Raw genomic sequence first — 25,279 nt, 5'->3', positions numbered from 1 at the left:
CCATCCCGAACAGAGTAGTTAAGCCCGCCTGCGCAGATGGTACTGCAGTTATGTGGGAGAGTATGTCGTCGCCTTTCTTTAAAGAATCCTCATCATTCATTTGATGAGGATTTTTTTGTATGCGCTAATATGTACTGAATTAGAAAATAATCCGTAAACTGCTTGTTTGTTAATTTGTTTATAATATTGTTAATTATATATTAAAATTTTATTTGCTTTACCAAAATAAAACAATACTTTTATTTAATTAAATATATATCGTCCCTTGTATTAACAACAAAATTTATTCTATGAAAAATAAATTACTTTTATTTTTATTGTTTTTTTCGTTTTTAGCAAATAAAATTAATGCCAAAAATTTCGAACAAACTTTAAATAATTCTAAAATAAATTTGCAGTTGCCCTTAACGGTTATTTTAACCGATACTATTAAAAAATCTAATAGAACTTCTAAAACTGCAAAATCTACAGCTATTATACCGTCACCGTTGACTACTGCGGGAAGCGCGTGTAAAGAGGAGAGTGATTTGACTGTAAGAGTATTTATGGCTGCCTCCGGAGGTAGTGGAGATGTTATCGAATGGTTTGCGAGCCAGACTTCGACGACAATTTTACATACAGGATCTATATATAGTCCTAGTATAAGTCAAACTACAACCTTTTATGTTCGCACCCATGCCGGAGCTGATTTTAGTGTTAGGGTACCTGTAGTTGCATCAGTTTATTCTGCTCCACCGGCGGTTAATTTGACGGTTTCACCTACAGATCAAATAATATGTGAAGGTGTTCCGCTTGTGTTTACTGCGAACGGTGGTGCTGATTTATTTGAATTTTCAATTGACGGAACGGTAGTTCAGGCTATGTCACCAGATCGGGATTTCTCAACAACTGCATTAAAGAAAGGTCAAGTAGTCAGTGTTAGAACACGTTATGCCGTTACTTTGGACGGAGCGATGAGTGAAGCTGCTTGGGGAAAAGGTGCGATGGAAGATAATATGCTTTCAGCTGCATTATCGTCAAATGCATCAACCGGCTATATTAATGCTATAAAAATTAGTCCTACAGAAGATAAGATAGTTTTTGGTATCCCAGGAAAATTAGATAATAATAGAAGCATGCTGTTGTTTCTGGATACAAAGCCTGGAGGTTTTAATTTGGCAAATTATGGAGATGAAGCAAATGTTATTCCATCTGTAAAGGGATTTAATTATTTTAATAATAACCCTAGCACTTTTGATTCTTATTTTCAGGCAGATTATTGTCTTGCAATTTCGACGGATGACGGTGGAACAAATTATTTTGCGGATATTATCGAATTAAAAACGGGTACTTCTACGAAGGTTAGGATAGGGAATGCGATAACGGGATTCCCTTCTTCTGTGATGGGGGTTAATACTGGTAATTCAGGAATTGCAGATTATAATCTTGGTTTTGAAGTTGAAGTATTGAAATCATTGATAGGCTATGCCATTGGAGATATTAAGTTTTTTGCTTTCACGATGCAAGATGATAGTGAACTTAATTATAATGTTACAAATTCCTTTTTAAGCCCAGAGTTAACTAGTTCGCTAGACTACGGGATCGGTCCAATTGATTTTAACATAAAAGACCCAAATCCAGTTGTTGTCTCAGCGGATGCTTTAATCCCTTGTTACAAAGAAGATAGTATTTTAGTTAATTTAGATGAAAAGCCAACAGCTGCAACCGTAGGTTCAAATCAATTGAATTGTACATTAACAAGTACTTCACTTGGAGGTAACACTCCTATTGTGGGTTCTGGTGTCTGGTCATTAAAATCAGGTCCGGGTTTAGTAAATTTCAGTGCTGTAAATAGCGGGACATCTACAGCTACAGTAAATGTAGAAGGTATATATGTTTTTACGTGGACTATTTCAAATGGAATATGTCCTAGTTCAGCTGCAGATATAACAGTAGAATTTCATGTGGCTCCACTAACTCCAACAGGAACGAGTCAAACGGTATGTGCTGCTTCTCCAATTCAGACTTTGACTGCTACAGCTACAGCTGCATCGGGAGAGTCAGTAGTTTGGTATGATGCATTAACCGGTGGAAATGTAGTGGCAGACCCCTCATTAAGTGCGGTAGGAAGCATTACGTATTATGCAGAATCGGTAAAAAATGCGACACCATGTGTCAGCAACTCCCGTACTGCGGTAACCTTAACTATTAATCCAAAACCACTTGTTCCGTTAAGCGGAGGAGATCAAACGGTATGTGCTGCATCGCCAATCACGCCATTGACAGCCACTGCTACAGTTCAGCCAGGCGAATCAGTAGTTTGGTATGATGCAGCAACCGGAGGAAATGTGGTGCCAGATCCTTCTTTAGGTGCATTGGGAACGATTACTTATTATGCCGAAGCGGTAAATAGCACAACGTCTTGTGTAAGCACATCACGTGTGGCAGTTGCTTTAACTTTAAATCCAAAACCAATCGCTCCCATAAGCGGAGGGAATCAAACAGTATGTGCTGCTTCACCAATTCAGACTTTGACTGCTACAGCTACAGCTGAATCAGGAGAGTCAGTAGTATGGTATGATGCATTAACCGGTGGAAATGTAGTGGCAGACCCTTCATTAAGTGCATTAGGAAGCATTACCTATTATGCAGAATCGGTAAAAAATGCAACACCATGTGTCAGCAACTCCCGTACTGCGGTCACCTTAACTATTAATCCAAAACCACTTGTTCCTTTAAGCGGAGGAGATCAAACGGTATGTGCTGCATCGCCAATCACGCCATTGACAGCCACTGCTACAGTTCAGCCAGGCGAATCAGTAGTTTGGTATGATGCAGCAACCGGAGGAAATGTGGTGCCGGATCCTTCTTTAGGTACATTAGGAACGATTACTTATTATGCCGAAGCGGTAAATAGCTTAACGTCTTGTGCAAGCACATCACGTGTGGCAGTTACTTTAACTTTAAATCCAAAACCAATCGCTGCAATAAGCGGAGGGAATCAAACGGTATGTGCGGCGTCACCAATTCAGACATTAACTGCTACAGCTACAGCTGAATCAGGAGAGTCAGTAGTATGGTATGATGCATTAACCGGTGGAAACGTCGTGGCAGACCCTTCATTAAGTGCATTAGGAAGCATTACGTATTATGCAGAATCGGTAAAAAATGCAACACCATGTGTCAGCAACTCCCGTACTGCGGTAACCTTAACTATTAATCCAAAACCACTTGTTCCTTTAAGCGGAGGAGATCAAACGGTATGTGCTTCATCGCCAATCACGCCATTGACAGCCACTGCTACAGTTCAGCCAGGCGAATCAGTAGTTTGGTATGATGCAGCAACCGGAGGAAATGTGGTGCCGGATCCTTCTTTAGGTGCATTGGGAACGATTACTTATTATGCTGAAGCTGTAAGCACAACGTCATGTGTAAGCACATCGCGTGTGGCAGTTACTTTAACTTTAAATCCAAAACCAATCGCTGCAATAAGCGGAGGGAATCAAACGGTATGTGCGGCGTCACCAATTCAGACGTTAACTGCTACAGCTACAGCTGAATCAGGAGAGTCAGTAGTATGGTATGATGCATTAACCGGTGGAAATGTAGTGGCAGACCCTTCATTAAGTGCATTAGGAAGCATTACCTATTATGCAGAATCGGTAAAAAATGCAACACCATGTGTCAGCAACTCCCGTACTGCGGTAACCTTAACGATTAATCCAAAACCACTTGTTCCTTTAAGCGGAGGAGATCAAACGGTATGTGCTTCATCGCCAATCACGCCATTGACAGCCACTGCTACAGTTCAGCCAGGCGAATCAGTAGTTTGGTATGATGCAGCAACCGGAGGAAATGTGGTGCCGGATCCTTCTTTAGGTGCATTGGGAACGATTACTTATTATGCTGAAGCGGTAAGCGCAACGTCTTGTGTAAGCACATCACGTGTGGCAGTTACTTTAACTTTAAATCCAAAACCAATCGCTGCAATAAGCGGAGGGAATCAAACGGTATGTGCTGCGTCGCCAATTCAGACATTGACTGCTACAGCTACAGCTGAATCAGGAGAGTCAGTAGTATGGTATGATGCATTAACCGGAGGAAACGTCGTGGCAGACCCTTCATTAAGTGCATTAGGAAGCATTACGTATTATGCGGAATCGGTGAAAAATGCAACGCTATGTGTAAGTGACTCCCGTACTGCGGTAACCTTAACTATTAATCCAAGACCACTTGTTCCTTTAAGCGGAGGAGATCAAACGGTATGTGCTGCATCGCCGATCCAACCACTGACAGCCACTGCAACAGTTCAGCCAGGCGAATCAGTAGTTTGGTATGATGCACCGACTGGAGGAACTATAGTACCGGATCCTTCTTTAGGTTTAGTAGGAACTATTACTTATTATGCTGAAGCGGTAAGCACAACGTCTTGTGTAAGCACATCGCGTGTGGCAGTTACTTTGACTTTAAATCCAAGACCAGTCGTTCCTGTAAGTGGTGGAGATCAAACAGAATGTACTGATGGAACGTTGACACAAACATTAACAGCGACGGCAACAGGTGATTCTGTAACATGGTATACAGCGGCAGTTGGAGGTAGCATAGTGACTAATCCAACACAAGTTGGAGTTGGTACAATCACTTATTATGCTGAGTCATCAAACGGAATTTGTCCGAGTCTTACACGTACTTCTGTTACTTTAACAATTGTTGGAGTGGTGCCAAATCCAGTAGCAACTGACCAGACTGTTTGTTCAAACGGAATAGCTAGTCAAACTATAACCGCAACAGCACTTGGTAATACAATAACTTGGTATACAGATTTAGTGGCAGGAGCTGTAGTGGCTAATCCTACTCAAGTTGGTGTGGGAACAGCTACTTATTATGCTGAATCATCAATCGGAAGCTGTTTAAGTGTTTCTAGGACTAGAGTAATATTGACAATAACAGCGACTCCGGCAATACCGACGGCAATAGTTACTAGGCAGCCTACTTGTGCTAATACAACTGGAGAAATAACAATTGCATCTCAGTCTGGTGTTGAGTATAGTGTTGGGAATGGATTTCAGGATAGTCCGATTTTTACTTTGCCATCAGGTAACTATACCGTAATTGTACGTTTTAAAAATAATACAGCATGTGAGATTAGCGGAGCTGCCAGAACAATTAATCCAGTTCCTCCAACAATTCAATTTGAAACCATTGGGGATTGTAGCAATAAAGTGTATACTTTAACTGCAAATCCACTGTCAGGATCTTACGACCCAAACAATGTATCGTATCAATGGGAAGATAAAGATGGAAATCCTGTGGGAACAAATTCAAATATTCTAAATGTAACCGATGTGATAGCGTCAACTCCGGGTGCGCAGGTAGTATTTCCTGTAGCATATACGCTAACTGTGACTTCTGCAAGTACGGGTTGCGCAACAACGGCTACTTCGACTGTTGAATCCATTTATTGTGATATACAAAAAGGGATTTCACCAGACGGAAACGGATCAAATGACACTTTTGATTTAAGATTAATGGATGTTAAAAACCTGGAGATATTTAATAGATATGGTATTAAAGTCTATAATCAATCCAATTATACAGATCAATGGAATGGCCAATCAAATAAAGGAGATGAACTTCCGAGCGCAACCTATTATTATGTTATAGAATTCAATAATGGACAAACAAAAACAGGTTGGATCTATCTAATCAGAGAAAAATAATAGATTAATGTATTTATGCAGGCCTTCGATAGGCCTGCAGAATAATAAAACAAATAGATATGAATAAAATATTTTTGACTTCTCTTTTAGTTCTTATTGCCTATATAGATGTGAAGGCGCAACAAGATCCTCATTATACACAATACATGTATAATATGAATGTTATAAATCCAGCCTATGCGGGATCCAAGGAAAGTATTTCTTTTGGTCTTTTATTTAGAAAGCAGTGGGTAAATATTGAAGATGCTCCAACCTCTCTTTCTTTTTCCGGACATACTCCGGTGGGAAAGAATGTAGGTATCGGATTGTCATTAATCTCGGATAAAATTGGTCCGGTTACGGAACAAAATGTATTTGGAGATTTCTCTTATACATTGAAATTAGGAGACACACAAAGACTGGCATTTGGTTTGAAAGCAGGAGCGTCTTTTCACAAAGTTGGACTAAGGGATATTCAATCGAGTTTGCCAGATCCTTCAGAAGGTGTTTTTGGGACCGACATTAATGATACTTCTTTGAATTTAGGAACGGGGGTGTTTTATTACACTGATAAATATTACGTTTCTTTTTCAGTTCCCAACATGATAAAATCAGCCCATTTGGATTATAATGGAAGAGAATATGGGTCTGATGTGTCCCACTATTTTTTAACTGCCGGATATGTATTTGATATTAACTATGAATTAAAATTCAAACCGTCCTTTATGTTGAAATCTGCATTTAATGTTTCGCCTTCCGTAGATGTTTCAGCTAATTTTTTATATCAGGAAAAATTCGAATTAGGAGCCACTTATCGATTGGAAGACAGTTTTGGAGCAATGGTGAATTTTGCGATTACGCCTGAATTGCGCATTGGCTATGCTTACGATCATATAATTTCTGATCTGAAAATAACGTCACCCTCCTCTCATGAATTCATCATTTTATATGATTTATTTGAGTCGAAAAAAGTTTCACGTTCTCCAAGATTTTTCTAATATTAAATTTAATAGTTAATGAAAAAAAATACTCTATTATTGTTTTTTGTGCTGGTTGGTATTTCACTTTCTGCACAAAATAAAGATACTAAGAATGCAGATAAATTGTTTGAAAGCTACGATTATGTCGAAGCCGCTAAAGAATATCTGTCATTAGTTGAAAAAGGAAATTCGGATGCTTATGTAAGTAAGCAACTTGGTGATAGTTATTATTACATGCACAGTACCATAGAGGCCGAAAAATGGTATGCCAAAGCGGTACAAACCAAGCAAGATCCGGAAACGTATTACAGATATGCCCAAATGTTAAAATCTAATGGCAAATACACTGAAGCCGATGCACAAATGAAAACATTTGCAGCTTTAGTGCCGGACGATCAGAGAGCTAAGCAATTTAATAAAAATCCAGATTATCTTTCTAAGTTATTGAAAAGAGAAAAGCTTTTTGTTGTTGATAAAATCTCCGTTAATTCAGAAAGATCAGACTTTGGTGCTGTTTTGTATGGGGATGTACTTTATTTTGCGAGTGCAAGAAATGAAAGCAATAAAACATACGGTTGGAATAATGAGCCTTTTCTAGATATTTATCAAGCTACTTATAGTGGTGGTGGAAACTATTCAGAGCCAGTTCCTGTAACCGAATTAAATAGCAGGTTTCATGAAGGTCCGGTTACAATGACCAAAGACGGCAGTGTTGTTTATTTTTCAAGTGAAAGTTTCAAAGATAAATTATTTGTGAAAGACAAAACGCATAAACTGAAGTTTGGTCAGGTGAGTCTTTACAAATCTGTTAAAGAAAATGGAAAATGGGGTCCTAGTACTCCACTGCCTTTCAACAGTAAAAGCTATTCTATGGGTAATCCATCTATAGATAATGATGGGAAAGTGCTTTATTTTGCGTCTGATATGCCAGGCTCTGTAGGAGGAACTGATATTTGGAAAGTAAATGTAAACAGTGACGGGACATTTGGAGCTCCAGAAAATTTAGGAGATAAAATTAATACCGCTGGTGATGAGAATTTTCCTTTTGTGACGGAGGATTCTATTTTATATTTTTCTTCTAATGGCTTAACAGGTTTTGGAAGTTTGGACGTTTTTTCTGTTGATTTAAATAAAGATGAGGAGCCCTATAATATCGGGAAACCTGTAAATACGGAGAAAGATGATTTTGCCTTTACATTTAATAAAGATAAAAACATTGGCTATTTATCCAGTAATCGCAGCGGAGTTGACCATATTTATAGTTCTAGTCCTGTGTGTAAAGGACAAATTCTTAGTGTCGTAAAAAATGCAAAAACGGGTAAGCTACTGGCTAATTCTAAAGTTGTTATTTTGGATGCAACGAATACTGCTATAGATACTCAAATGTCTAATGACAATGGAGAAGTGCTCTATACAGTGGAATGTCACACGCCATATACTATAGAGGTCTTTAAAGATGGTTATGTTTCGAAATCATTCCCTGTTGCTAAAATTGAAGAAGGGAAAATTACCATTGATGCTACTATAGATCCAATTGAATTGGTTGTTACCGAAACAGAGATTGTTTTGAAGCCTATTTATTTCGAATACAACAAAAGCAATATAACTAAGAAAGGAGCAGCAGAACTTGATAAATTGGCTTATGTAATGTCTCAAAATGATAAATTGAGGATATATGTTAAGTCGCATACTGATTCCAGAGGAACAGATGAATTTAACATGGATCTTTCGGAGAGAAGAGCAAATGCTACTGTAGCATATATAGTTTCAAAAGGAATTAATGCAGATAATATAACAGGAAAAGGTTTTGGGGAATCAGAATTTAAAGTGGACTGTCAAGATAAGTGTACGGATGACGAGCATGCCTTAAACAGACGATCTGAGTTTATTATTGTCAAATAATTGCCTTAGATTGTAAATAACAAAAAACAGGATGCGGTTATGTATCCTGTTTTTTTTATCTTTTTTAGCGCGATTTTAGTATGTTAACCGTGAATGGTTTCTTGTTTACCATACTTAGTGATAATGGAAGTTTCAAATTCAATCCATTCCTGCCAACGCTTATCTACATCTATATTGTCGGCGTACTTTCGGGCGAAACCCAAGAAAGTAGTATAATGTCCTGCTTCGGAAATCATAAGATCTCTATAGAAAGTAGCGAGTTCTATATCTTTTATATTTTCTGATAGAACTTTAAATCGCTCACAACTTCTGGCTTCAATCATAGCTGAAAATAATAATCGATCACAAAGTGCATCTTTTCGGCTACCGTCTTTTTTCATGAATTTAAAAAGTTCATTTACGTAATGGTCCTTTCTTTCTCTGCCTAATGTCAGGCCTTTGCTTTTTATTAAATTATGAACCAATTGCAAATGATCTAATTCTTCTTTTGCTATAATCAGCATTTCGGTTACGAGGTCTTCTAGTTCTGAGTTATACGTAACTAAACTTATTGCATTTGATGCTGCCTTTTGTTCACACCAGGCATGGTCCGTCAAAATTTCTTCTATATTCGATTCGACTATATTTACCCAACGTGGGTCTGTGGCTAATTTTAATCCTAGCATGGTAGTAAAGTTTGTTATGCTGCAAAATTAGTGTTTTCTGATCTATTTTCTGTTGAAATGATGCGATTACCGTCAAAATAGCATTATTTTGCAACTGAAATTTATATAAGATGAATCAAGTTCAGAAGCTTTTAATTATTGGTTTTGTTTGGCCTGAGCCTAATTCATCAGCAGCAGGAGGAAGGATGATGCAGTTAATCTCGCTCTTCAAAGAGCAAGGTTTTGATATTACCTTTGCAAGTCCTGCTCAGGACAGTGATTTCATGGTTGATTTACGGGAATTCGGAGTCGACAAAAAATCAATTGCGCTAAATAATTCCAGTTTTGATATTTTTATAAAAGAACTGGATCCAACTGTTGTTTTGTTTGATCGCTTTATGATGGAAGAGCAATTTGGTTGGCGTGTTGCTGAAAATTGTGCGGATGCATTGCGAATATTAGATACGGAGGACTTGCATTGTTTGCGCCTGGCACGTCAGAAAGCATTCAGGGAGAAGCGCAGGTTTAATACAGCCGATTTATTTGTTGAAGAGGTGGCAAAGCGTGAAATTGCCAGTATCTTGCGTTGTGACCTGTCTCTGATGATTTCTGAGTTTGAAATGGAACTTTTGGGATCTGTTTTTAAAATAGATACTGTTTTATTGCATTATTTACCCTTTTTATTGGAACCAATCGACAGTGCAGAAATCGAGCGATTGCCCTCTTTTGAACAACGTAAAGACTTTGTTTTTATCGGAAATTTTCTTCATGAGCCCAATTGGAATGCTGTTCAGTACTTAAAAGAAACGCTTTGGCCTTTAATTAGAAAGCAACTGCCGGAAGCTAGCCTGCATGTTTATGGTGCATATCCTTCTCAAAAAGTACTGCAATTGCACCAGTCTAAAGAAGGGTTTTTGATTATGGGTCGTGCGGATGAAGCTTCTGAGGTAGTTAAAAGTGCTCGTGTTGTTTTAGCACCTTTGCGTTTTGGTGCAGGTATAAAAGGGAAGTTGTTGGTAGCAATGCAGTGCGGAACACCAAGTGTTACGACTTTTATTGGTTCGGAAGCTATGCATGGTGATTTACCCTGGAATGGTTTTATTGCGGAAGATGCAGGTGATTTTGCCAGTGCGGCAGTCCGCTTATATCAAGATAAAATAAATTGGCTAAAAGCGCAGCAGAATGGAATAGAAATTATCAATCAGCGTTATTTGAAAAAATTATTCGAAGCTGATTTTTCAAGAAAAGTTAAAATGCTGCAATCCGATTTACAAAAACATCGTTTGACTAATTTTATGGGAGCCATGCTGCAACATCATACGTTAAGAAGTACAAAATATATGTCGCGTTGGATTGAGGAAAAGAATAAATAATGCATTAAATAATAAATCCCGTTATGAAGTGCCATAACGGGATTTATACTATATAAAGCAATAGATTATGCCAGCATTGTAACCGGGTTCTCTATAAATTGTTTCAATGTTTGTAAAAATTGAGCTCCTGTAGCGCCATCAATTGTTCTGTGATCGCAAGCTAAAGATAACATCATTGTATTTCCTACCACAATTTGACCATTTTTCACAACCGGTTTTTCAACAATCGCTCCTACTGAAAGGATAGCTGAATTAGGCTGATTGATGATAGAATTGAATTCAGTGATACCAAACATTCCAAGATTAGAGACAGTAAAAGTACTTCCTTCCATTTCTGTAGGTAATAATTTTTTGTTTTTAGCTCTTCCTGCAAGATCTCTTACGTTTCCTCCAATTTGAGACAAGCTCATCGCATCGGTAAAACGCAATACAGGAACCACTAGTCCGTCTTCAACAGCTACGGCAACTCCAATATTCACGTGGTGGTTGATGATGATAGCATCTTCTCTCCATTGCGAATTTATTTTCGGGTGTTTTTTCAAAGCTAATGCGCAGGCTTTTATAACCATATCGTTAAACGATACTTTCGTATCAGGAACGCTGTTAATAATAGCTCTTGATTTCATTGCGTCATCCATTGTTACTTCAATTACTAAGTTGTAATGTGGAGCCGTAAATAAAGATTCAGCTAATCGTTTAGCAATGATTTTTCGCATTTGCGAATTCTTGATTTCTTCTGTAAAAACTTCTCCTGCCGGAACAAATGGTTTTGCTGTTGCAACAGTTTCCGTTTTTGCTGGTGCAGCAGTTGGAGCTGGTGCAGCTTTCGGTGTAAAGTTTTCAATATCGCTTTTCACAATACGTCCGTTTTCACCTGAACCTGATACTTGTGTCAATTGAATTCCTTTATCGCTAGCAATTTTCTTTGCCAGTGGAGATGCTAAAATTCGTTGTCCGTCAGTTGATGCTTCCTGTACAAAAGGTTCTGCTGTTTTTTCAGCTGGTGCTGATTTCGCTTCTTCGATTGCAGCGGGAGCTTGTGGAGCTCCTCCAGTTTTATAATTTTCAGCGATACCGCTAATATCAGTTCCTTCAGGTCCTATGATAGCTAAAAGACTATCAACAGGTGCCGTATTTCCTTCTTGAATTCCGATGTACAATAAAGTCCCTTCGTTGAAAGATTCAAATTCCATTGTTGCTTTATCTGTTTCGATTTCAGCAAGAATGTCCCCTTCAGAAACTTTATCGCCTACTTTTTTCAACCAGGTAGCAACTGTACCTTCAGTCATTGTGTCGCTCAAACGAGGCATAGTAACTACAATTACTCCTTTTGGTAAAGAGGTAGCTGCAGGAGCAGCTGTTTCTTCTTTTTTAACTTCTGGAGTGCTTGCTGTTGCTTCGGTTGCCGGTTTGGCTTCTTCGGCTGCAGGAGCTGTTTTTCCAGCTATTAAAGCCGAAACATCTTCGCCTTCATTTCCTATAATTGCTAACAAAGAATCTACTGGTGCAGTTTCTCCTTCCGGAATGCCTATATATAAAAGAGTACCTTCATTGAAAGACTCAAATTCCATTGTTGCTTTGTCAGTTTCAATTTCTGCAAGGATATCACCTTCACTGATTTTGTCACCTACTTTTTTTAGCCAAGTCGCTACTGTTCCTTCCGTCATCGTATCGCTCAAACGAGGCATTGTTATTATTGTTGCCATAATTGATTTATAGTTTATGAGGTAAAAATGGATAGTTTTCTTGTGCGTATACTACATCGTATAATTGTTGAATTTCAGGATAAGGAGATTCTTCAGCGAATTTCACACATTCTTCCACTAAACTTTTTACTCTTTGATCGATTTCTTCAATCTCTTCTTCTGTAGCATATTTTTGATCTTTAATTACATCTAAAACTTGTGTAATCGGATCTATTTTTCTGTACTCCTCTACTTCTTCTTTCGAACGGTATAGTTGTGCATCAGACATAGAGTGTCCTCTGTAACGATAGGTTTTCATTTCAAGGAAAGTTGGTCCGTCACCACGACGTGCTCTATCAATTGCTTCTGTCATTGCTTCAGCAACTTTTACAGGATTCATTCCGTCAACAGGTCCACAAGGCATTTCGTATCCTAAACCTAGTTTCCAAATGTCAGTGTGATTTGCTGTTCTTTCTACTGATGTTCCCATAGCATAACCATTGTTTTCAACGATAAAAACCACTGGAAGTTTCCATAACATGGCCATGTTGAAAGATTCATGTAAAGAACCCTGACGAGCAGCACCATCACCAAAATAGGTCATCGTTACTCCGCCTGTTTCAAAATATTTGTCTGCAAAAGCCAATCCGGCTCCAACAGGAATTTGCCCACCTACAATTCCGTGCCCGCCATAAAAACGGTGCTCTTTTGAGAAAATATGCATAGAACCACCCATTCCTTTGGAAGTTCCTGTAACTTTTCCTAAAAGTTCAGCCATTACACGTCTTGGATCAACACCCATTCCTATTGGTTGAACGTGGTTTCTGTAAGCTGTAATCATTTTATCTTTTGTCAAGTCCATGGCGTGTAGTGCACCTGCCAGAACGGCTTCTTGACCATTGTATAAATGTAAAAATCCCCTAACTTTTTGTTGTATGTATAATGCTGCAAGTTTGTCCTCAAACTTTCTCCAAAGGAGCATGTCTTCATACCACTTTAAATAAACTTCTTTTGTAACTTCTTTCATCTGAATTAATTCTTTTGCTAAAGTGTTATTGTATTATCAATTGGTACCATAACGCAAAAATAGTTTCCTCCCCACAAATTTGCGAATCGCAAAAATAAGACATTCCAACTAAGAAGTAAAATTTATAAGCTAGTTTTTGGCTTTTTTTTACAAGAACTTTTTATCAAACAGGAAAGGGAGCAGGTTTTTTAGGGATGCAGATTTATAAATTGCACCTGTTTCTCCCATAAAATAGATTTCTATAGGGGTGTCTTGTTTTATTTCATATTCTGCTATTGATTGCCTGCAAGAACCGCATGGAGGAATTGGTAGTGTTGTTTTGTTCGTATCCGAGGCTGCCGTTATAGCCATTTGTATGATTTTTGCTTCAGGAAAAATGGCTCCGGCTTGGAAAATAGCGACACGTTCCGCACAAAGACCAGAAGGGTATGCGGCATTTTCCTGGTTTGAGCCCAATACAATCTTTCCATTGTCTAACAGAATGGCGGCACCTACTCGAAATTTTGAGTACGGAGCATAAGCCTTCTTTCTAATAGCTACGGCTTGCTCCATTAAGCTGAGGATGTCATTTGGCAAATCTTCAAGAGAATCAAAAACAGAGAATTCTGTTGTAATGGTAATTTTTTTCATTCTTTTTACAGGAAAAAAAATCCAAATTTCAACGGTATGAAATTTGGATTTTTAGGTTAAATTAAAATTTATTTTAACTAATATTCGTCATACTTGTCGCCAAAATTAAACGTGAGTGAAAATCGAAGCGTGTTCTCTAAAGGGTTCTTTACTTTTGAGGCTGAGAATAGATAGGATACGTCCACTTTTACAATGTTGTATTTAAATCCTGCTCCAAGAGAGAAAAACTCTCTGGCTCCTTTTTCCGGGCTTTCATGAAAATATCCCAAACGCATAGCAAATGAATCTTGGTATAGGTATTCAGCGCCTAGTGCATAAGTGAATTCTTTTAATTCTTCGCTGAAACCATCAGGAGCATCTCCAAATGATTTAAATACACCTGAAGCCCATCCTACAGAGCGGTAATTTTCATTGTTTTCTGCTCTTTCCTCTGCCGTTACGTCTCCGTCTCCATTTAAATCCGGATTTTGAGGGGTTGGTACCAATAATTTATTGAATTCCAGATTTACAGCTACTGTGCTGAAATCATCAAGTATAAAATCAAATCCAGTTCCTATTTTCATATTGGCTGGTAGAAAATTATTGCTAAATTCATCGTTATCGTAGCTTATTTTCGGGCCTAGATTTTGAATATTGAATCCCGCTCTCCATCGTCCGTTAAACTGGGTATACGCTATTTCTTCTGATTGATAGAAACCCGCGATGTCAACTGCAAAGGAACTGGCTGGTGAAGCATCACCATTGTCGGTTGCCACTTTTAGACTGGAATGAATGTAGCGTCCGGCAACTGCCATAGAAAATCTTTCGCTTAATTTTAATGAATAAGAGCCGTCCAGAGCAAATTCATTTGGAGAAACTAATCTTGGTACTTCATCAGGATTACCGGTTTCGCGTAATTCAATTTCGCCTAAACCAAAATACCTAAGACTTCCGGCAAATGCACTCCGTTCATTAAGCTTATTATAATAGGTCAGTTGTCCTAATGAAATGTCATTTACTAAATCAGTCAGATATGGAGTGTAGCTAATGGAAAAACCTTGTTTGTCAATTGCAAAAGCATATTTTGCCGGATTCCATTGTTGCGAAAAAGCATCGGTAGAAGATGCTACACCAATGTCAGCCATACCAGCAGCTCTCGCGTCTGCCGAAACTAATAAAAACGGAACTCCTGTAGTTATTACTCTATCCTGCGCTGTTGCAAGTGAGACAATAAATAAACAGATAAAAACCGATGTAATTTTTTTCATTATTGTAAGAATATTGATTAAACAAATATAGTATATTATTAAAGTATTACAAGTTTTTCAAACTTTTCAGTTTTTTTATTTGTCAAGTTTGATTTTACCGTAAGTTTATAAACATAAACACCTTTTCCTATTTTACTGCCGAAATCATCTTTGCCATCCCAAGTGATTTCTTTTGATAAAAACCCTTCGGTTGAAATGATTTGGTTTTTTGTCCAAATCACTTTTCCCGTTATTGTCATAACTTGAACCTGTACCTCTAATGGCTCATAGGGTCTGTTGTGCGTGAACCAAAACTCCGTATAATTGACAAATGGGTTAGGGTAGTTTAATACATGTGTTAATGTTAATGTTTCGTCACCAACTACTACAAACTGAATTTCGGTTAGTATGGGGTTGTTGTATACATCCCAGGCTTTAAACGTAATAGTGTGGAATCCTACTGCTAAATCACGTAGCGGAAACCGAACCGTTCCATTTGTATAGTCGTCTAATTTTGTTTGGTAATAATCATTTAAAATGTAAGGATTATTCACATCGCCATCTAATATTGCAACAATGTCATGACCAATTCCACTGGCTGTATTTATACCATTTTCATCTTCAAGAAAAGCAAGCAGGAAAGGCGATTCATTAGTTGTGCCTCCCGAAACAAAAGTTTCGTCATTCATATATAACTTCACTCTTGGACTAATATTGTCCGCAGCTGCATTTTCGTTAATTCCTCCGACTTTTATAGTGGTGTTATAGCCCGTTTCGCCTTCTAATACCTGATTCTTTTTAGCATAAAAACTTATTCTGCCATTGGCTAACGGAATTCTAATATCTCTTGGAACTACAAAGCTGAATTCAAATTTCCCATCGGTGACCGAGGCATTGCCTCTAAAAATAGTTTCGCCTAAAACATTAAAATTTATTGGTGTGCTGTTTCCATCGTTATTGAATGTGGTTCTTGAAATAATCTTGTCAAAAATAGTGGTGGAAATCTCGCCATTATAGTTCGTTAGTAAATTGTTGTTTTCGTCAGTAATTTCTCCGGTCAATTTGATTTTTGCTAATGATTTGAAATCATCGATAGGTTGTGAAATGAGAACGTCATTTACTTTAGTTAGACTTATTTTTGGTTTGGGTATGGCCAGCATTAGTGCCGGGTCGCCAATATAAAAAACGACGTTAGTAGCGGAATTTGGGTTGCTGTTTTTGGAGATTCTCAGTGCTTCCGCAATTGAGGTATATTGGTTGGATCCAAAGGATAATAAGTTTTTAGAAAGTACGTCGTTAAAGTTTTCGGCGCTATATTGCCCTATTGATCGCACCGTTGTAATCATGGCAATAGCTCCTCCCTTTGGATTCCAATAGGTGTATTCACCCGCAGTTGGCCGGGAAGGATTGTCAAAACGAGAGAACTCACAAGTGATTGTTATGAATAATGGGTATTTGTACTGATTGCTTAAGTTTTGACCATCTGATTTTTCCCAAATTCGTTCGCTGGACAAACCATCTTCTCCGCCGTGTCCCAAATAATTAAATACTAAAGCTCCTTTTTCGAAAGCATTAAAAAAATCTGTTCTCGCCTTAGGATATCTAAAGCCTCCTGCTGAAGCTTCTTGTACGTAGGAGTCTAATATGATTTTATTGACATTCAAAAAGGGTTTCTCCGAAGCAATCAAATCGGCTAAATTATTTTGTCTGTTTTGTAAACTTGCGTCTGAAGATTGATCCGAATCATCAGAAACCAGGACAAAATTATTTCTCCAGCTTCCATAGGATTTTAAATCGTGGTATTCTATAACTTTCTGGACCATTTCATCGGCTTGCTTGATGTCATTTACCAGCATTCTTCCCACTGCAATGTCGATTCCTCCAAAAAAAGAAATAATATTCCCTTCATTAGGATCCATTAAGCCATAAAAATCATCAGAAGCAAAGGAGGCTTCACCGGACGTATTGCTCCTTAAGGAATGATAGATAGGGACAATATTGCTGTTGTTGGCTATTCGGTTTTTAAAATCATAAGAGGCATCCCCGAAAAGATTGACGTATTTTATTTTTTTCTCCGGTGTTGCTGCATTTTCATAGATGTATTTCACGCAATTTCGTATCGCAGAGATATCCTGTTTCCCCGATGAAAATTCTTGATAAATAGATTCAAGAGGAATTACTTTTACATTCAGATTAGAATTTGCACGATGAAAATTAGCTAATTTTTCGGCTTGTACAGTTAAGGACCTCGGGGCTATAATTACATAATCAATGTCTTGAAACTGACCTTGAGCATTTTTAAAAAGTGTGCCTTTTAAGTTTTGATTGGCAATTTTTGTTTTGCTGTCTTTTAAAGGTGTAAAATAGTCAGCAGGATCAATTGCAATGTATTTTCTGAGTTCGCCCAGGTTTGCTTTAAATGTCAAAGTGCTTTGATTTGAATTTTCAATTTTGGTCACATTATGCAAATCAGTAACATCCCAAACTTGTGAAATGGCTGAGGAATTTGAAAGGGTGTAGCTTGCAATACCAAGACTGGAATTTGACAGATCATATTGAAAATGGAATTGCTTTCCGTAACCTTGAAGCTTTCTTTTGGCAATAAGCCGAATGTTATCTAAATAGCCCTTAGAGCCAGGAACGCCATTGTTGTTGTAGGTTAATTTTATTTTTACATTTTCAGCACTGCTGAACGAGGTGTTGTTGGGTAAAAAACCCAGGTTGAATTCGATGTCGGAATTCGGATTCATTGAGGGGAAAGAGATGGTTCCTGCTTCCTGGCCATTTGCAGCTATTTTGAAGGAAGTAGAGGTAAACGCGGCCGATGCTGTTGTTGCCAGGAGTTTTATAGGTGTCGTTGGGTCGTAGTTAGGAAAGTTAAACTCAAATTCCTGCTCCTGATTGATATCAAAGGCTTCACCAAACCATTGGCGTCCAAGATGTGAGATGTTTACAAGGTCTAATTCATGATATTGGTGATCATCAAATGTGTTTAGTGTTACCGAGCTGTTCCCCGTAGGTTCAGTCATTTCCGGAATTCTCTTTCCATCGTCACCTTGAACCGTTACATAATAATAGGACTTGGAGTCGTATAAATTAAGAAAGGTTTGGCTTTCGTTATTCCAGGTATCAAGACCTTCGCCATAGAATAAAATAAAATCGTCATTGTCAAAAACGCCATCACTTTCTCCGCTGATTTGAATGGGGTTTTCGGTTAAATCTTGAGGATAGAAAATGCTGTTTGATAAGGGCAGCATTTTGCCACCATTGCCATAAATTTTTATTTTTTTAGGATTTGTACCACTCAAGTCCATTCCTAATTGCTGCAGGAAGCTTTTGGAAATTTTATAGACGCCTGATTTTTCAATATAGAATTGATACCAATCCCCGGAGGCTAAGACAGAATTAGTAATTACAGCTGCACTCTTACTGTATTGTGACATTTTTGATGTGCTGCTTTTTATGCTGTAAGAGAATGATTTGATTCGTTTGTATCCAAAGTCGCCTTTTACAATTGGTGATAGGGAAAGAAAAGCCTGTCTGATAGTTCTGGAGTTGCTGATTTTTAGGGACGCATTTGGAGTTTTTGGTATGTTTTCCAAAGCCAGTTCGCCAAGTTGAGAACTTAGGATTGCTTCGTATACAACATTTAAAATTCGCAAGTCATTTTCATTAAAATCACCAGAATCTGCTATTTTTAGCGTGTAAAATATTGCTTTTTTTGAAACATCAAAAAAATAGCTGTTCCCGGTAAATTGAGGGGCATTAATTTTGTAATTACCAAAAGAAATTTCTTTTTTTTCTAACCAGTCCAGGGACACATCTCCTTTAATTTGAGTAAAAGAAACAAAAGGAATCAGGGATAAACAAACCAGAAGTATTTTTCTCATTATTTTTTTAAAAGGGATAGATAGTGAATTATTATTAATGAGTAAAAATAAATCATTTAGTGTGATAGTAAATAATAAATATTATAAATTTGCGTTTTGTATTGTATATTTTCTGATAAAATACAGCGGATTAAATTTATTAAAAAAGGACGTTGCAGGTTAAAGGTTAATTATTATATTGCGGCACTTAAATTATTACCTATTAAAGAGTATGAAAGTAAACAAAATTATGACTTTACGATTGATGATATCTATGATGTTGATTGTAGGTCTAGCGAGTTGCAGCAAAAAGTCTAGCTCAAAAAACGCATCACGAGCTACTGGCTGGAATGTGGATGGTAAAAAAGCTTCAGGAAGCCAAAAGCAAGTAGCTGGACCAGGTTTGGTTTTTGTTGAAGGCGGGACATTTACGATGGGTAAAGTTGAAGATGATGTTATGCATGACTGGAACAATACTCCAACGCAGCAGCATGTTCAGTCTTTTTATATGGACGAAACTGAAGTTACGAACTTTATGTACTTAGAATATTTAGATTATTTGAAAATGGTATTTCCTCCAACGGAAGAAATTTACAAAAACATATACGAAGGGGCATCACCAGATACTTTGGTTTGGAGAAACAGATTGGGTTATAATGAAACAATGACCAATAACTATTTAAGACATCCCTCTTATGCAAATTATCCTGTTGTTGGGGTAAATTGGATTCAGGCGGTAGAGTTTAGCAAATGGAGAACGGATCGTGTGAATGAAGCTCTTTTAGAAAAAAATGGTTACCTTAAGAAAAATGCTAAAACGGAAGAAGTAACAGCCGAAAGTTCTTTTAGTACTGAAACCTATTTGAACAGTCCAACATTAACGTATGGCGGTAATGAAGAAATTGTTTTAAAAGGAGGAAAAGGTGGTAAAAAAGCACCAAAAACTGGAAAAGACGGCAAGGTTACGGAACAAAAAAATGTGTATGCACAACGTTCTTCTGGAATTATACTTCCAGAATACAGACTTCCTACCGAAGCGGAATGGGAGTATGCAGCTGCAGCTGATGTTGGTCAAAGAGAGTATAACATCTATAAAGGACAGAAAAAGTATCCTTGGTCAGGTAGTTATACCCGTTCCGGGAAAAGACAAAGCAAAGGAGATCAATTGGCCAATTTCAAACAGGGAAATGGAGATTATGGTGGAATAGCAGGTTGGTCTGATGATGGTGCAGATATCACTAACGAAGTTAAAAAATATCCGGCAAATGATTTTGGACTATACGATATGGCTGGAAATGTAGCCGAGTGGGTACAAGATGTTTACAGACCAATTATTGATAATGAAGCGAATGATTTTAATTATTTCAGAGGGAATTTATATACCAAAAATAAGATTGGATCAGACGGTAAAGTTGAAATCGTTACAAAAGAGAACATGAAATATGACACTTTGAGTAATGGTAAAATAGTTGCCAGAAACTTTCCGGGTCAGATTGCTCAGGTTCCGGTTGACGAACAAGAGACTTATTTGAGACAAAATTTTGATAAAAGTGACAATATCAATTATAGAGATGGTGATAAACAATCTACCAGATATTATAACTTTGGATCGGAATCAGAAAGTGACAAAGACAAAGAAGAAAAAATCATGTACAATTCACCTAAGCACAATGTTACTACAGACAGTTTAGGGAAAATGGTAAGAAAGTACGATAAGTCAAGTAAAAGAACTACTTTGATCAACGACGAAGTAAGAGTTTATAAAGGAGGATCCTGGAGAGACAGAGCGTATTGGTTAGATCCTGCACAAAGAAGGTATTTTCCACAAGATATGGCTACTGATTACATTGGCTTCAGATGTGCTATGTCAAGAGTTGGTCCAAAAGCAGATAAGAAGAAATCAGCAAGAAATTAATTATAATATAAAATAGCAATAAAAGCCCTTTGATTAGGGCTTTTATTTTTTTAAATCAGTTTTAAATGGATATTAATTACATTCATAGTTTATTTTTAAAATGTAAATCGGTTTCAATAGATACTCGTAAAATTGAATCCAACTCATTATTTGTTGCCATAAGAGGAGAACGTTTTGATGCTAATACATTTGCTAAGGAAGCATTGGAAAAAGGCGCTTCCTATGTTATCATAGATAATAAGGCGTATTTTATTGATCAAAGAACCATTTTAGTTGAAGACAGTTTAGTGGCGCTGCAGGCATTAGCGAAGTACCATAGAGAATATCTGAAGTTACCTATAATTGCCCTTACGGGAAGTAATGGAAAGACAACTACAAAAGAGCTTATTAATGTCGTGCTTTCAAAAAAATATAAAACTAAAGCGACAGTTGGGAACTTAAACAACCATATTGGCGTGCCATTAACCTTACTTTCTTTCACTTCGGAAACTGAAATTGGTATTGTGGAAATGGGGGCAAATCATAAAAAAGAAATCGAATTTCTATGTGCATTAGCCCAGCCGGATTACGGGTATATTACCAATTTTGGCAAAGCGCATTTGGAAGGTTTTGGAGGGGTAGAAGGTGTTATTTCCGCAAAAAGCGAAATGTATCAGTATCTTTCTGAAAATGATAAGCTGGCTTTTATAAACCTGGAAGATCCGATTCAGGTTGAAAAAGCAAAGACATTGAAATCGTATTCTTTCGGTATTAATAAAGAAAATGCAAATGTGAATATAACGGGTGTAAAGGCAAATCCATTTGTTGTGATACAGTATTCCGGTCTTACGATACAATCGCATTTAATAGGGCTTTATAATGCCAATAATATTAATGCTGCGCTTGCTATCGGAAAATACTTTGGCGTGGATGATACTGCCGCTAAAGATGCATTAGAGGGCTATGTTCCGGAGAATAACAGGTCCCAGCTTTTATCAAAAGGAACCAATCAAATTATTCTGGATGCCTATAATGCTAATCCCAGTAGTATGGCTGTTGCGATAGAAAATTTTATACAATTGGAAAGCCCTAGTAAGATTATGATATTGGGGGATATGTTTGAACTGGGTCAGGAAAGCCAGCAAGAGCATCAGGCAATTGTGACAACGCTTTTAAAGGAGCAAAATGTACAGTCTTATTTTGTCGGATCTTTATTTTATTCCAATCGAATTGAGGCGGGGCATTTTCATTTTTATGAGACATTTGATGCATTCTCAAGCCATTTAAAAGAAATTAAAATTGAGAATAGTACGCTATTGATAAAAGGCTCCAGAGGTATGGCCTTAGAGCGAACACTGGATTTTATATAGTAGATCGTTTATTGAATTAAAAGCCATCATTTTAGTTTAGGATGGCTTTTTTGGTTCTATTAAATACTCATTAAAAATCCGATTAGATTTTCCTTTTTATGAAGGCCTAACTTTTTTCTTAATCGGTAGCGTGCCAATTCTACACCGCCACCGGAAATATTCATAATTTCTGCAATCTCTTTCGTTGACATATTCATCAGGAGATAGGTCGATAAGTCCAGCTCTCTGGGAGAAATGGTTGGGTACTTTTCTTTAAGTCTTTTTAGAAAATCAAAATGAACATTCTTGATGTGCTTCTCTAGATCTTTCCAGCTTTTATCAGTGCTTACCTCCTTTGTGATGCTTCTGTTAAGCTTTGTAAACTGAAATTTGGTAGATTCATCAAAGGATTCCACATTGATGTCTTTTAGCTTGTATATAATGCCATTGAGAATTTTGTTTTTCTTTACTACCTGCAGGGAATTATTAACAAGTTCCTTGTCTTTTGCCAGAATCTTAATTTGGAGTTTGTCATTTTTTAGCTTTTCAATCTCTTTTTCCAGTTCATATTGCTCTTGTCTGATTTTGGATTCTTTTTCCAGATACAATCTTCTTTGTTCTATAGTTTCGTAGTATTTGTTTTTTCTTATTTTCAATTTTACCCTGTTTCGGATATAAAAGATGGAGGAAACCACCAGTAGGATGTAAAATAGATATGCTAAAAAATGCCTGTACCATGGCGGAGAAACTGTAAAGGAAACAATCGCTTCGTCGGACTGAATTCCATAGCTGTTTCTCACTTTTAATTTCATGTTATAGTTGCCTTCTCTTAAATAGGTATATTCTTTAATTGAAATGGTAGACCAGTTGCTCCATCGGTCATCAAAACCTTCCAGTTTATATGAAAATTTGACATTTTCAAGATTTTCATAGGTTGGGGACGAAAATGTGAATTTCACATGATTTGAAGCGTATGGGATCAAATATTTCTCGACGTTTTTTTTCTCATTTCCAAATATTAATGTGTCCCCGGTAAAGGAAAAGCTTCGAATAAAAACTTTTGGTTTCGTTGCGTTGTTGTTTAGCAAATGGGAGTCGTAATGTGCCAGCCCGTCTGTTAGTCCTATAAATATGTTTTGCGAATTAATCGTGTTGATAGAAAGGTAATTAGTGACTAAATTGCCCGTTAGATTTGAAAATGGCGCAACAATGTTTGTGTAACTGCCATTGCTGTTTTTTCTCAATTGCCCTACTGATTCATTGAAAACATACCAGATGTTTCCATTGGCATCTTCGGTTGAGGTATAGATTTTGGGAATGTTTTTAAAAACGGAACTCATTTTTTTATCTTCATAAAATAGGTCCTGCTCTTTTGAATATTTGTAAAAATGATTGTTTGTCTGAAAGTAAATGATGTTGTTTATTTTTTGAATGCTGCCAAATCCTTTTTCGGTAGGGGATATGTCCTTTATAATCTTTATGGAGCTGAATTTTTTTAAATCATCCGATAGTCTCATTTGATATAATAATTCGTCTTTTTTTAGCCATACATAGTCGTTGTCCAGTTGTATGAATATCGAAGATTTATCAAATCCCGCAATTTGATTTCTATATACTAAGCCATTGGCTGTCTTTTCAAATAGTGCAAACCCGTTGTAGTTTGATCCTATGACAAAATTGGGGCGGCTGGGGATTGTTTTAAATCCAAAATAGCCCTTTTTATCCAATACTTTTGTGGCTTTTCCTTCTTGGATTATTAACGCTCCTATGTTATTTGCACAAATCAGTTCGTTGTTGATTACCTGTATGTTCCAGGCTTGTGCTGTTGTGCCTTCGACAAGAGCAAAGGCGTTTTCTTTGAATGTCTGATTCCAGGGATGATAAAACAAACCTTGGTTTGTGGCAACATATAATGTGCCTTTATGTATTACTGAGGCATACACGGTACTGATGTCATAACTGGATCCGAAATACGTAAAAGGAGAGCTTTCGTTAATAAATGTAATTCCGTTGTCAAGGCCAAGCCAAAGATTGTTATTATTGTCTACAAAAGAAGTAAGGACAGTGTTGTTTTGCAGTCCTTTTTTTCGGTTGATGTGTTGGATTATTTTACCGTTAAGGTCAGAAATAATGATCCCATTTAATACAGAGTTGAGGGCGATAAATTTGCCTTTAATAACAACACCTCCAAGAGAGCTGTTTTTCTTAATGAAAGTATTCGCTTCGGTATCCCAAGGCGTTATTTTTTCAGAATCGTATAGAAAAAGGCCTTTTTCCAAAGTGGCTATAAGGAGTTTGTTGTCGGGCATTTTAAACATTGCCCAAACCTCAGTGTTGTTTAGTGCTGTTGTACCTTTTAAAGGGTACAGTTGCCCATTTTTGAATTCTAGTAATCCAGCCGCTGTATCCTGAAAATAGAGCGTGTTGTCTATTTGAAATGAAAATTGAAATCTTCTTGGGGCCTGGAGTATTTTAAGTTTATTGTTCTTAAAAATATAGGCTCTGGCGAACGATTGAAAAATTACTTCGTCTTTTAGGATGTGAACCTTCCAGACAAAATCCAGTTCCTTGTCGTTTTCCGATTTGATTAATGTAGTTAGCGAAGTGTATTTCAGCCTGCCTTTTGCGTCAACTTTAAAATAGCCGAATTCTTTATAGCCTCCAATATATATAGTGCCGGATTCAGCAACCTTTACGCTGCGGACTGATGTTAAATTTGGCAAGGGATGTTTAGTCCATGAGGAGCCGTCAAATTGATAGAGGCCGTTATTGTTGGCAAAGTATAGGTTCCCATTTTGATCCTGATCAATACTCCAGTTTTGAGTTGCTCCTTTATAATCCGCTCTTTTATAATTCCGAATATCAGGGACTCCAATATTTTTTACCTGTCCAGACAGTATTGTTGATAACAAAAATAAAAGGTATAGAAAATGGAATTTTGTAGCTCTCATAATTAAATCCTAAATAGAATAGTTCGGTTGTTCTTTGAAAGTGCCTTTTATTCTAAAAAACAAGCGTTTAA

General features: G+C 37.2%; 13 protein-coding genes and 1 rRNA gene. 7 read left to right on the top strand and 7 right to left on the bottom strand.

The annotated features are described in order from the left end of the window. The 4 genes from rrf to ACNQGN_RS02885 form a co-directional block, all read left to right on the top strand. Positions 1-77, top strand: a 5S ribosomal RNA gene (rrf, locus tag ACNQGN_RS18920); the annotation flags it as partial. A gap of 213 nt (positions 78-290) precedes the next feature. Beyond that, on the top strand, positions 291-5,699 hold the full coding sequence (locus ACNQGN_RS02895) for a gliding motility-associated C-terminal domain-containing protein (protein ID WP_417986353.1): 5,409 nt from the start codon (positions 291-293) through the stop codon (positions 5,697-5,699). A 59-nt stretch (positions 5,700-5,758) separates the two neighbouring features. Continuing rightward, on the top strand, positions 5,759-6,676 hold the full coding sequence (locus ACNQGN_RS02890) for a PorP/SprF family type IX secretion system membrane protein (protein ID WP_417986352.1): 918 nt from the start codon (positions 5,759-5,761) through the stop codon (positions 6,674-6,676). An 18-nt stretch (positions 6,677-6,694) separates the two neighbouring features. After that, positions 6,695-8,560: an OmpA family protein gene (locus ACNQGN_RS02885; RefSeq protein WP_417986351.1), complete on the top strand. Its 1,866-nt coding sequence runs from the start codon at positions 6,695-6,697 to the stop codon at positions 8,558-8,560. Between the two features lie 83 nt (positions 8,561-8,643). On the opposite strand, the gene ACNQGN_RS02880 is transcribed toward ACNQGN_RS02885, so the two are convergent. Continuing rightward, entirely contained in the window at positions 8,644-9,225 is a 582-nt protein-coding gene (locus tag ACNQGN_RS02880) for a MiaE family protein (RefSeq protein ID WP_417986350.1), read from the bottom strand. A 110-nt stretch (positions 9,226-9,335) separates the two neighbouring features. Between ACNQGN_RS02880 and ACNQGN_RS02875 the strand changes: the two genes are divergently transcribed. Further along, on the top strand, positions 9,336-10,577 hold the full coding sequence (locus ACNQGN_RS02875) for a glycosyltransferase (protein ID WP_417986349.1): 1,242 nt from the start codon (positions 9,336-9,338) through the stop codon (positions 10,575-10,577). 65 nt (positions 10,578-10,642) lie between these two features. Here the strand turns inward: ACNQGN_RS02875 and ACNQGN_RS02870 are convergent, their stop codons facing one another. From ACNQGN_RS02870 to porU, 5 genes are all read right to left on the bottom strand, one after another. Next, positions 10,643-12,283 carry a pyruvate dehydrogenase complex dihydrolipoamide acetyltransferase gene (locus ACNQGN_RS02870; RefSeq protein ID WP_417986348.1) on the bottom strand — a complete coding sequence of 547 codons (1,641 nt, stop codon included), beginning with the start codon at positions 12,281-12,283 and terminating at the stop codon, positions 10,643-10,645. Positions 12,284-12,290: 7 nt separating this feature from the next. Further along, on the bottom strand, positions 12,291-13,289 hold the full coding sequence (pdhA, locus tag ACNQGN_RS02865) for a pyruvate dehydrogenase (acetyl-transferring) E1 component subunit alpha (protein ID WP_417986347.1): 999 nt from the start codon (positions 13,287-13,289) through the stop codon (positions 12,291-12,293). A gap of 147 nt (positions 13,290-13,436) precedes the next feature. After that, positions 13,437-13,919 (bottom strand): cytidine deaminase, encoded by a 483-nt coding sequence (gene cdd, locus ACNQGN_RS02860; RefSeq protein WP_417986346.1) that lies wholly within the window; start codon positions 13,917-13,919, stop codon positions 13,437-13,439. A 77-nt stretch (positions 13,920-13,996) separates the two neighbouring features. Continuing rightward, positions 13,997-15,166, bottom strand: coding sequence for a type IX secretion system outer membrane channel protein PorV (porV, locus tag ACNQGN_RS02855; RefSeq protein ID WP_417986345.1), 1,170 nt, complete (start codon positions 15,164-15,166; stop codon positions 13,997-13,999). Positions 15,167-15,204: 38 nt separating this feature from the next. Further along, the gene (porU, locus tag ACNQGN_RS02850; RefSeq protein WP_417986344.1) at positions 15,205-19,035 is read right to left on the bottom strand and encodes a type IX secretion system sortase PorU; all 3,831 of its coding nucleotides are present in this window, start codon (positions 19,033-19,035) and stop codon (positions 15,205-15,207) included. Positions 19,036-19,246: 211 nt separating this feature from the next. Here porU and gldJ point away from each other — a divergent pair, with 211 nt between their 5' ends. Beyond that, positions 19,247-20,929: a gliding motility lipoprotein GldJ gene (gene gldJ, locus ACNQGN_RS02845; RefSeq protein ID WP_417986343.1), complete on the top strand. Its 1,683-nt coding sequence runs from the start codon at positions 19,247-19,249 to the stop codon at positions 20,927-20,929. 65 nt (positions 20,930-20,994) lie between these two features. Beyond that, positions 20,995-22,278 (top strand): UDP-N-acetylmuramoyl-tripeptide--D-alanyl-D-alanine ligase, encoded by a 1,284-nt coding sequence (locus tag ACNQGN_RS02840; RefSeq protein WP_417986342.1) that lies wholly within the window; start codon positions 20,995-20,997, stop codon positions 22,276-22,278. A gap of 59 nt (positions 22,279-22,337) precedes the next feature. Here the strand turns inward: ACNQGN_RS02840 and ACNQGN_RS02835 are convergent, their stop codons facing one another. After that, entirely contained in the window at positions 22,338-25,208 is a 2,871-nt protein-coding gene (locus ACNQGN_RS02835; protein WP_417986341.1) for a triple tyrosine motif-containing protein, read from the bottom strand. Between the last annotated feature and the right edge of the window lie 71 nt (positions 25,209-25,279).

The sequence above is a fragment of the Flavobacterium rhamnosi genome (genome assembly GCF_048286515.1).
GTDB lineage: Bacteria > Bacteroidota > Bacteroidia > Flavobacteriales > Flavobacteriaceae > Flavobacterium.
Note: the sequence above shows the minus strand (reverse complement) of the source record. Positions and strands in the feature narration are given on the sequence as shown.

Excerpts from the sequence above, each read along its gene's own strand:
- cdd (WP_417986346.1), bottom strand. The coding sequence starts at position 13,919 with ATGAAAAAAATTACCATTACAACAGAATTCTCTGTTTTTGATTCTCTT.
- ACNQGN_RS02890 (WP_417986352.1), top strand. The coding sequence starts at position 5,759 with ATGAATAAAATATTTTTGACTTCTCTTTTAGTTCTTATTGCCTATATA.
- ACNQGN_RS02835 (WP_417986341.1), bottom strand. The coding sequence starts at position 25,208 with ATGAGAGCTACAAAATTCCATTTTCTATACCTTTTATTTTTGTTATCA.
- ACNQGN_RS02840 (WP_417986342.1), top strand. The coding sequence starts at position 20,995 with ATGGATATTAATTACATTCATAGTTTATTTTTAAAATGTAAATCGGTT.
- ACNQGN_RS02870 (WP_417986348.1), bottom strand. The coding sequence starts at position 12,283 with ATGGCAACAATAATAACAATGCCTCGTTTGAGCGATACGATGACGGAA.
- ACNQGN_RS02895 (WP_417986353.1), top strand. The coding sequence starts at position 291 with ATGAAAAATAAATTACTTTTATTTTTATTGTTTTTTTCGTTTTTAGCA.
- pdhA (WP_417986347.1), bottom strand. The coding sequence starts at position 13,289 with ATGAAAGAAGTTACAAAAGAAGTTTATTTAAAGTGGTATGAAGACATG.
- ACNQGN_RS02885 (WP_417986351.1), top strand. The coding sequence starts at position 6,695 with ATGAAAAAAAATACTCTATTATTGTTTTTTGTGCTGGTTGGTATTTCA.
- ACNQGN_RS02875 (WP_417986349.1), top strand. The coding sequence starts at position 9,336 with ATGAATCAAGTTCAGAAGCTTTTAATTATTGGTTTTGTTTGGCCTGAG.
- ACNQGN_RS02880 (WP_417986350.1), bottom strand. The coding sequence starts at position 9,225 with ATGCTAGGATTAAAATTAGCCACAGACCCACGTTGGGTAAATATAGTC.
- porV (WP_417986345.1), bottom strand. The coding sequence starts at position 15,166 with ATGAAAAAAATTACATCGGTTTTTATCTGTTTATTTATTGTCTCACTT.
- porU (WP_417986344.1), bottom strand. The coding sequence starts at position 19,035 with ATGAGAAAAATACTTCTGGTTTGTTTATCCCTGATTCCTTTTGTTTCT.
- gldJ (WP_417986343.1), top strand. The coding sequence starts at position 19,247 with ATGAAAGTAAACAAAATTATGACTTTACGATTGATGATATCTATGATG.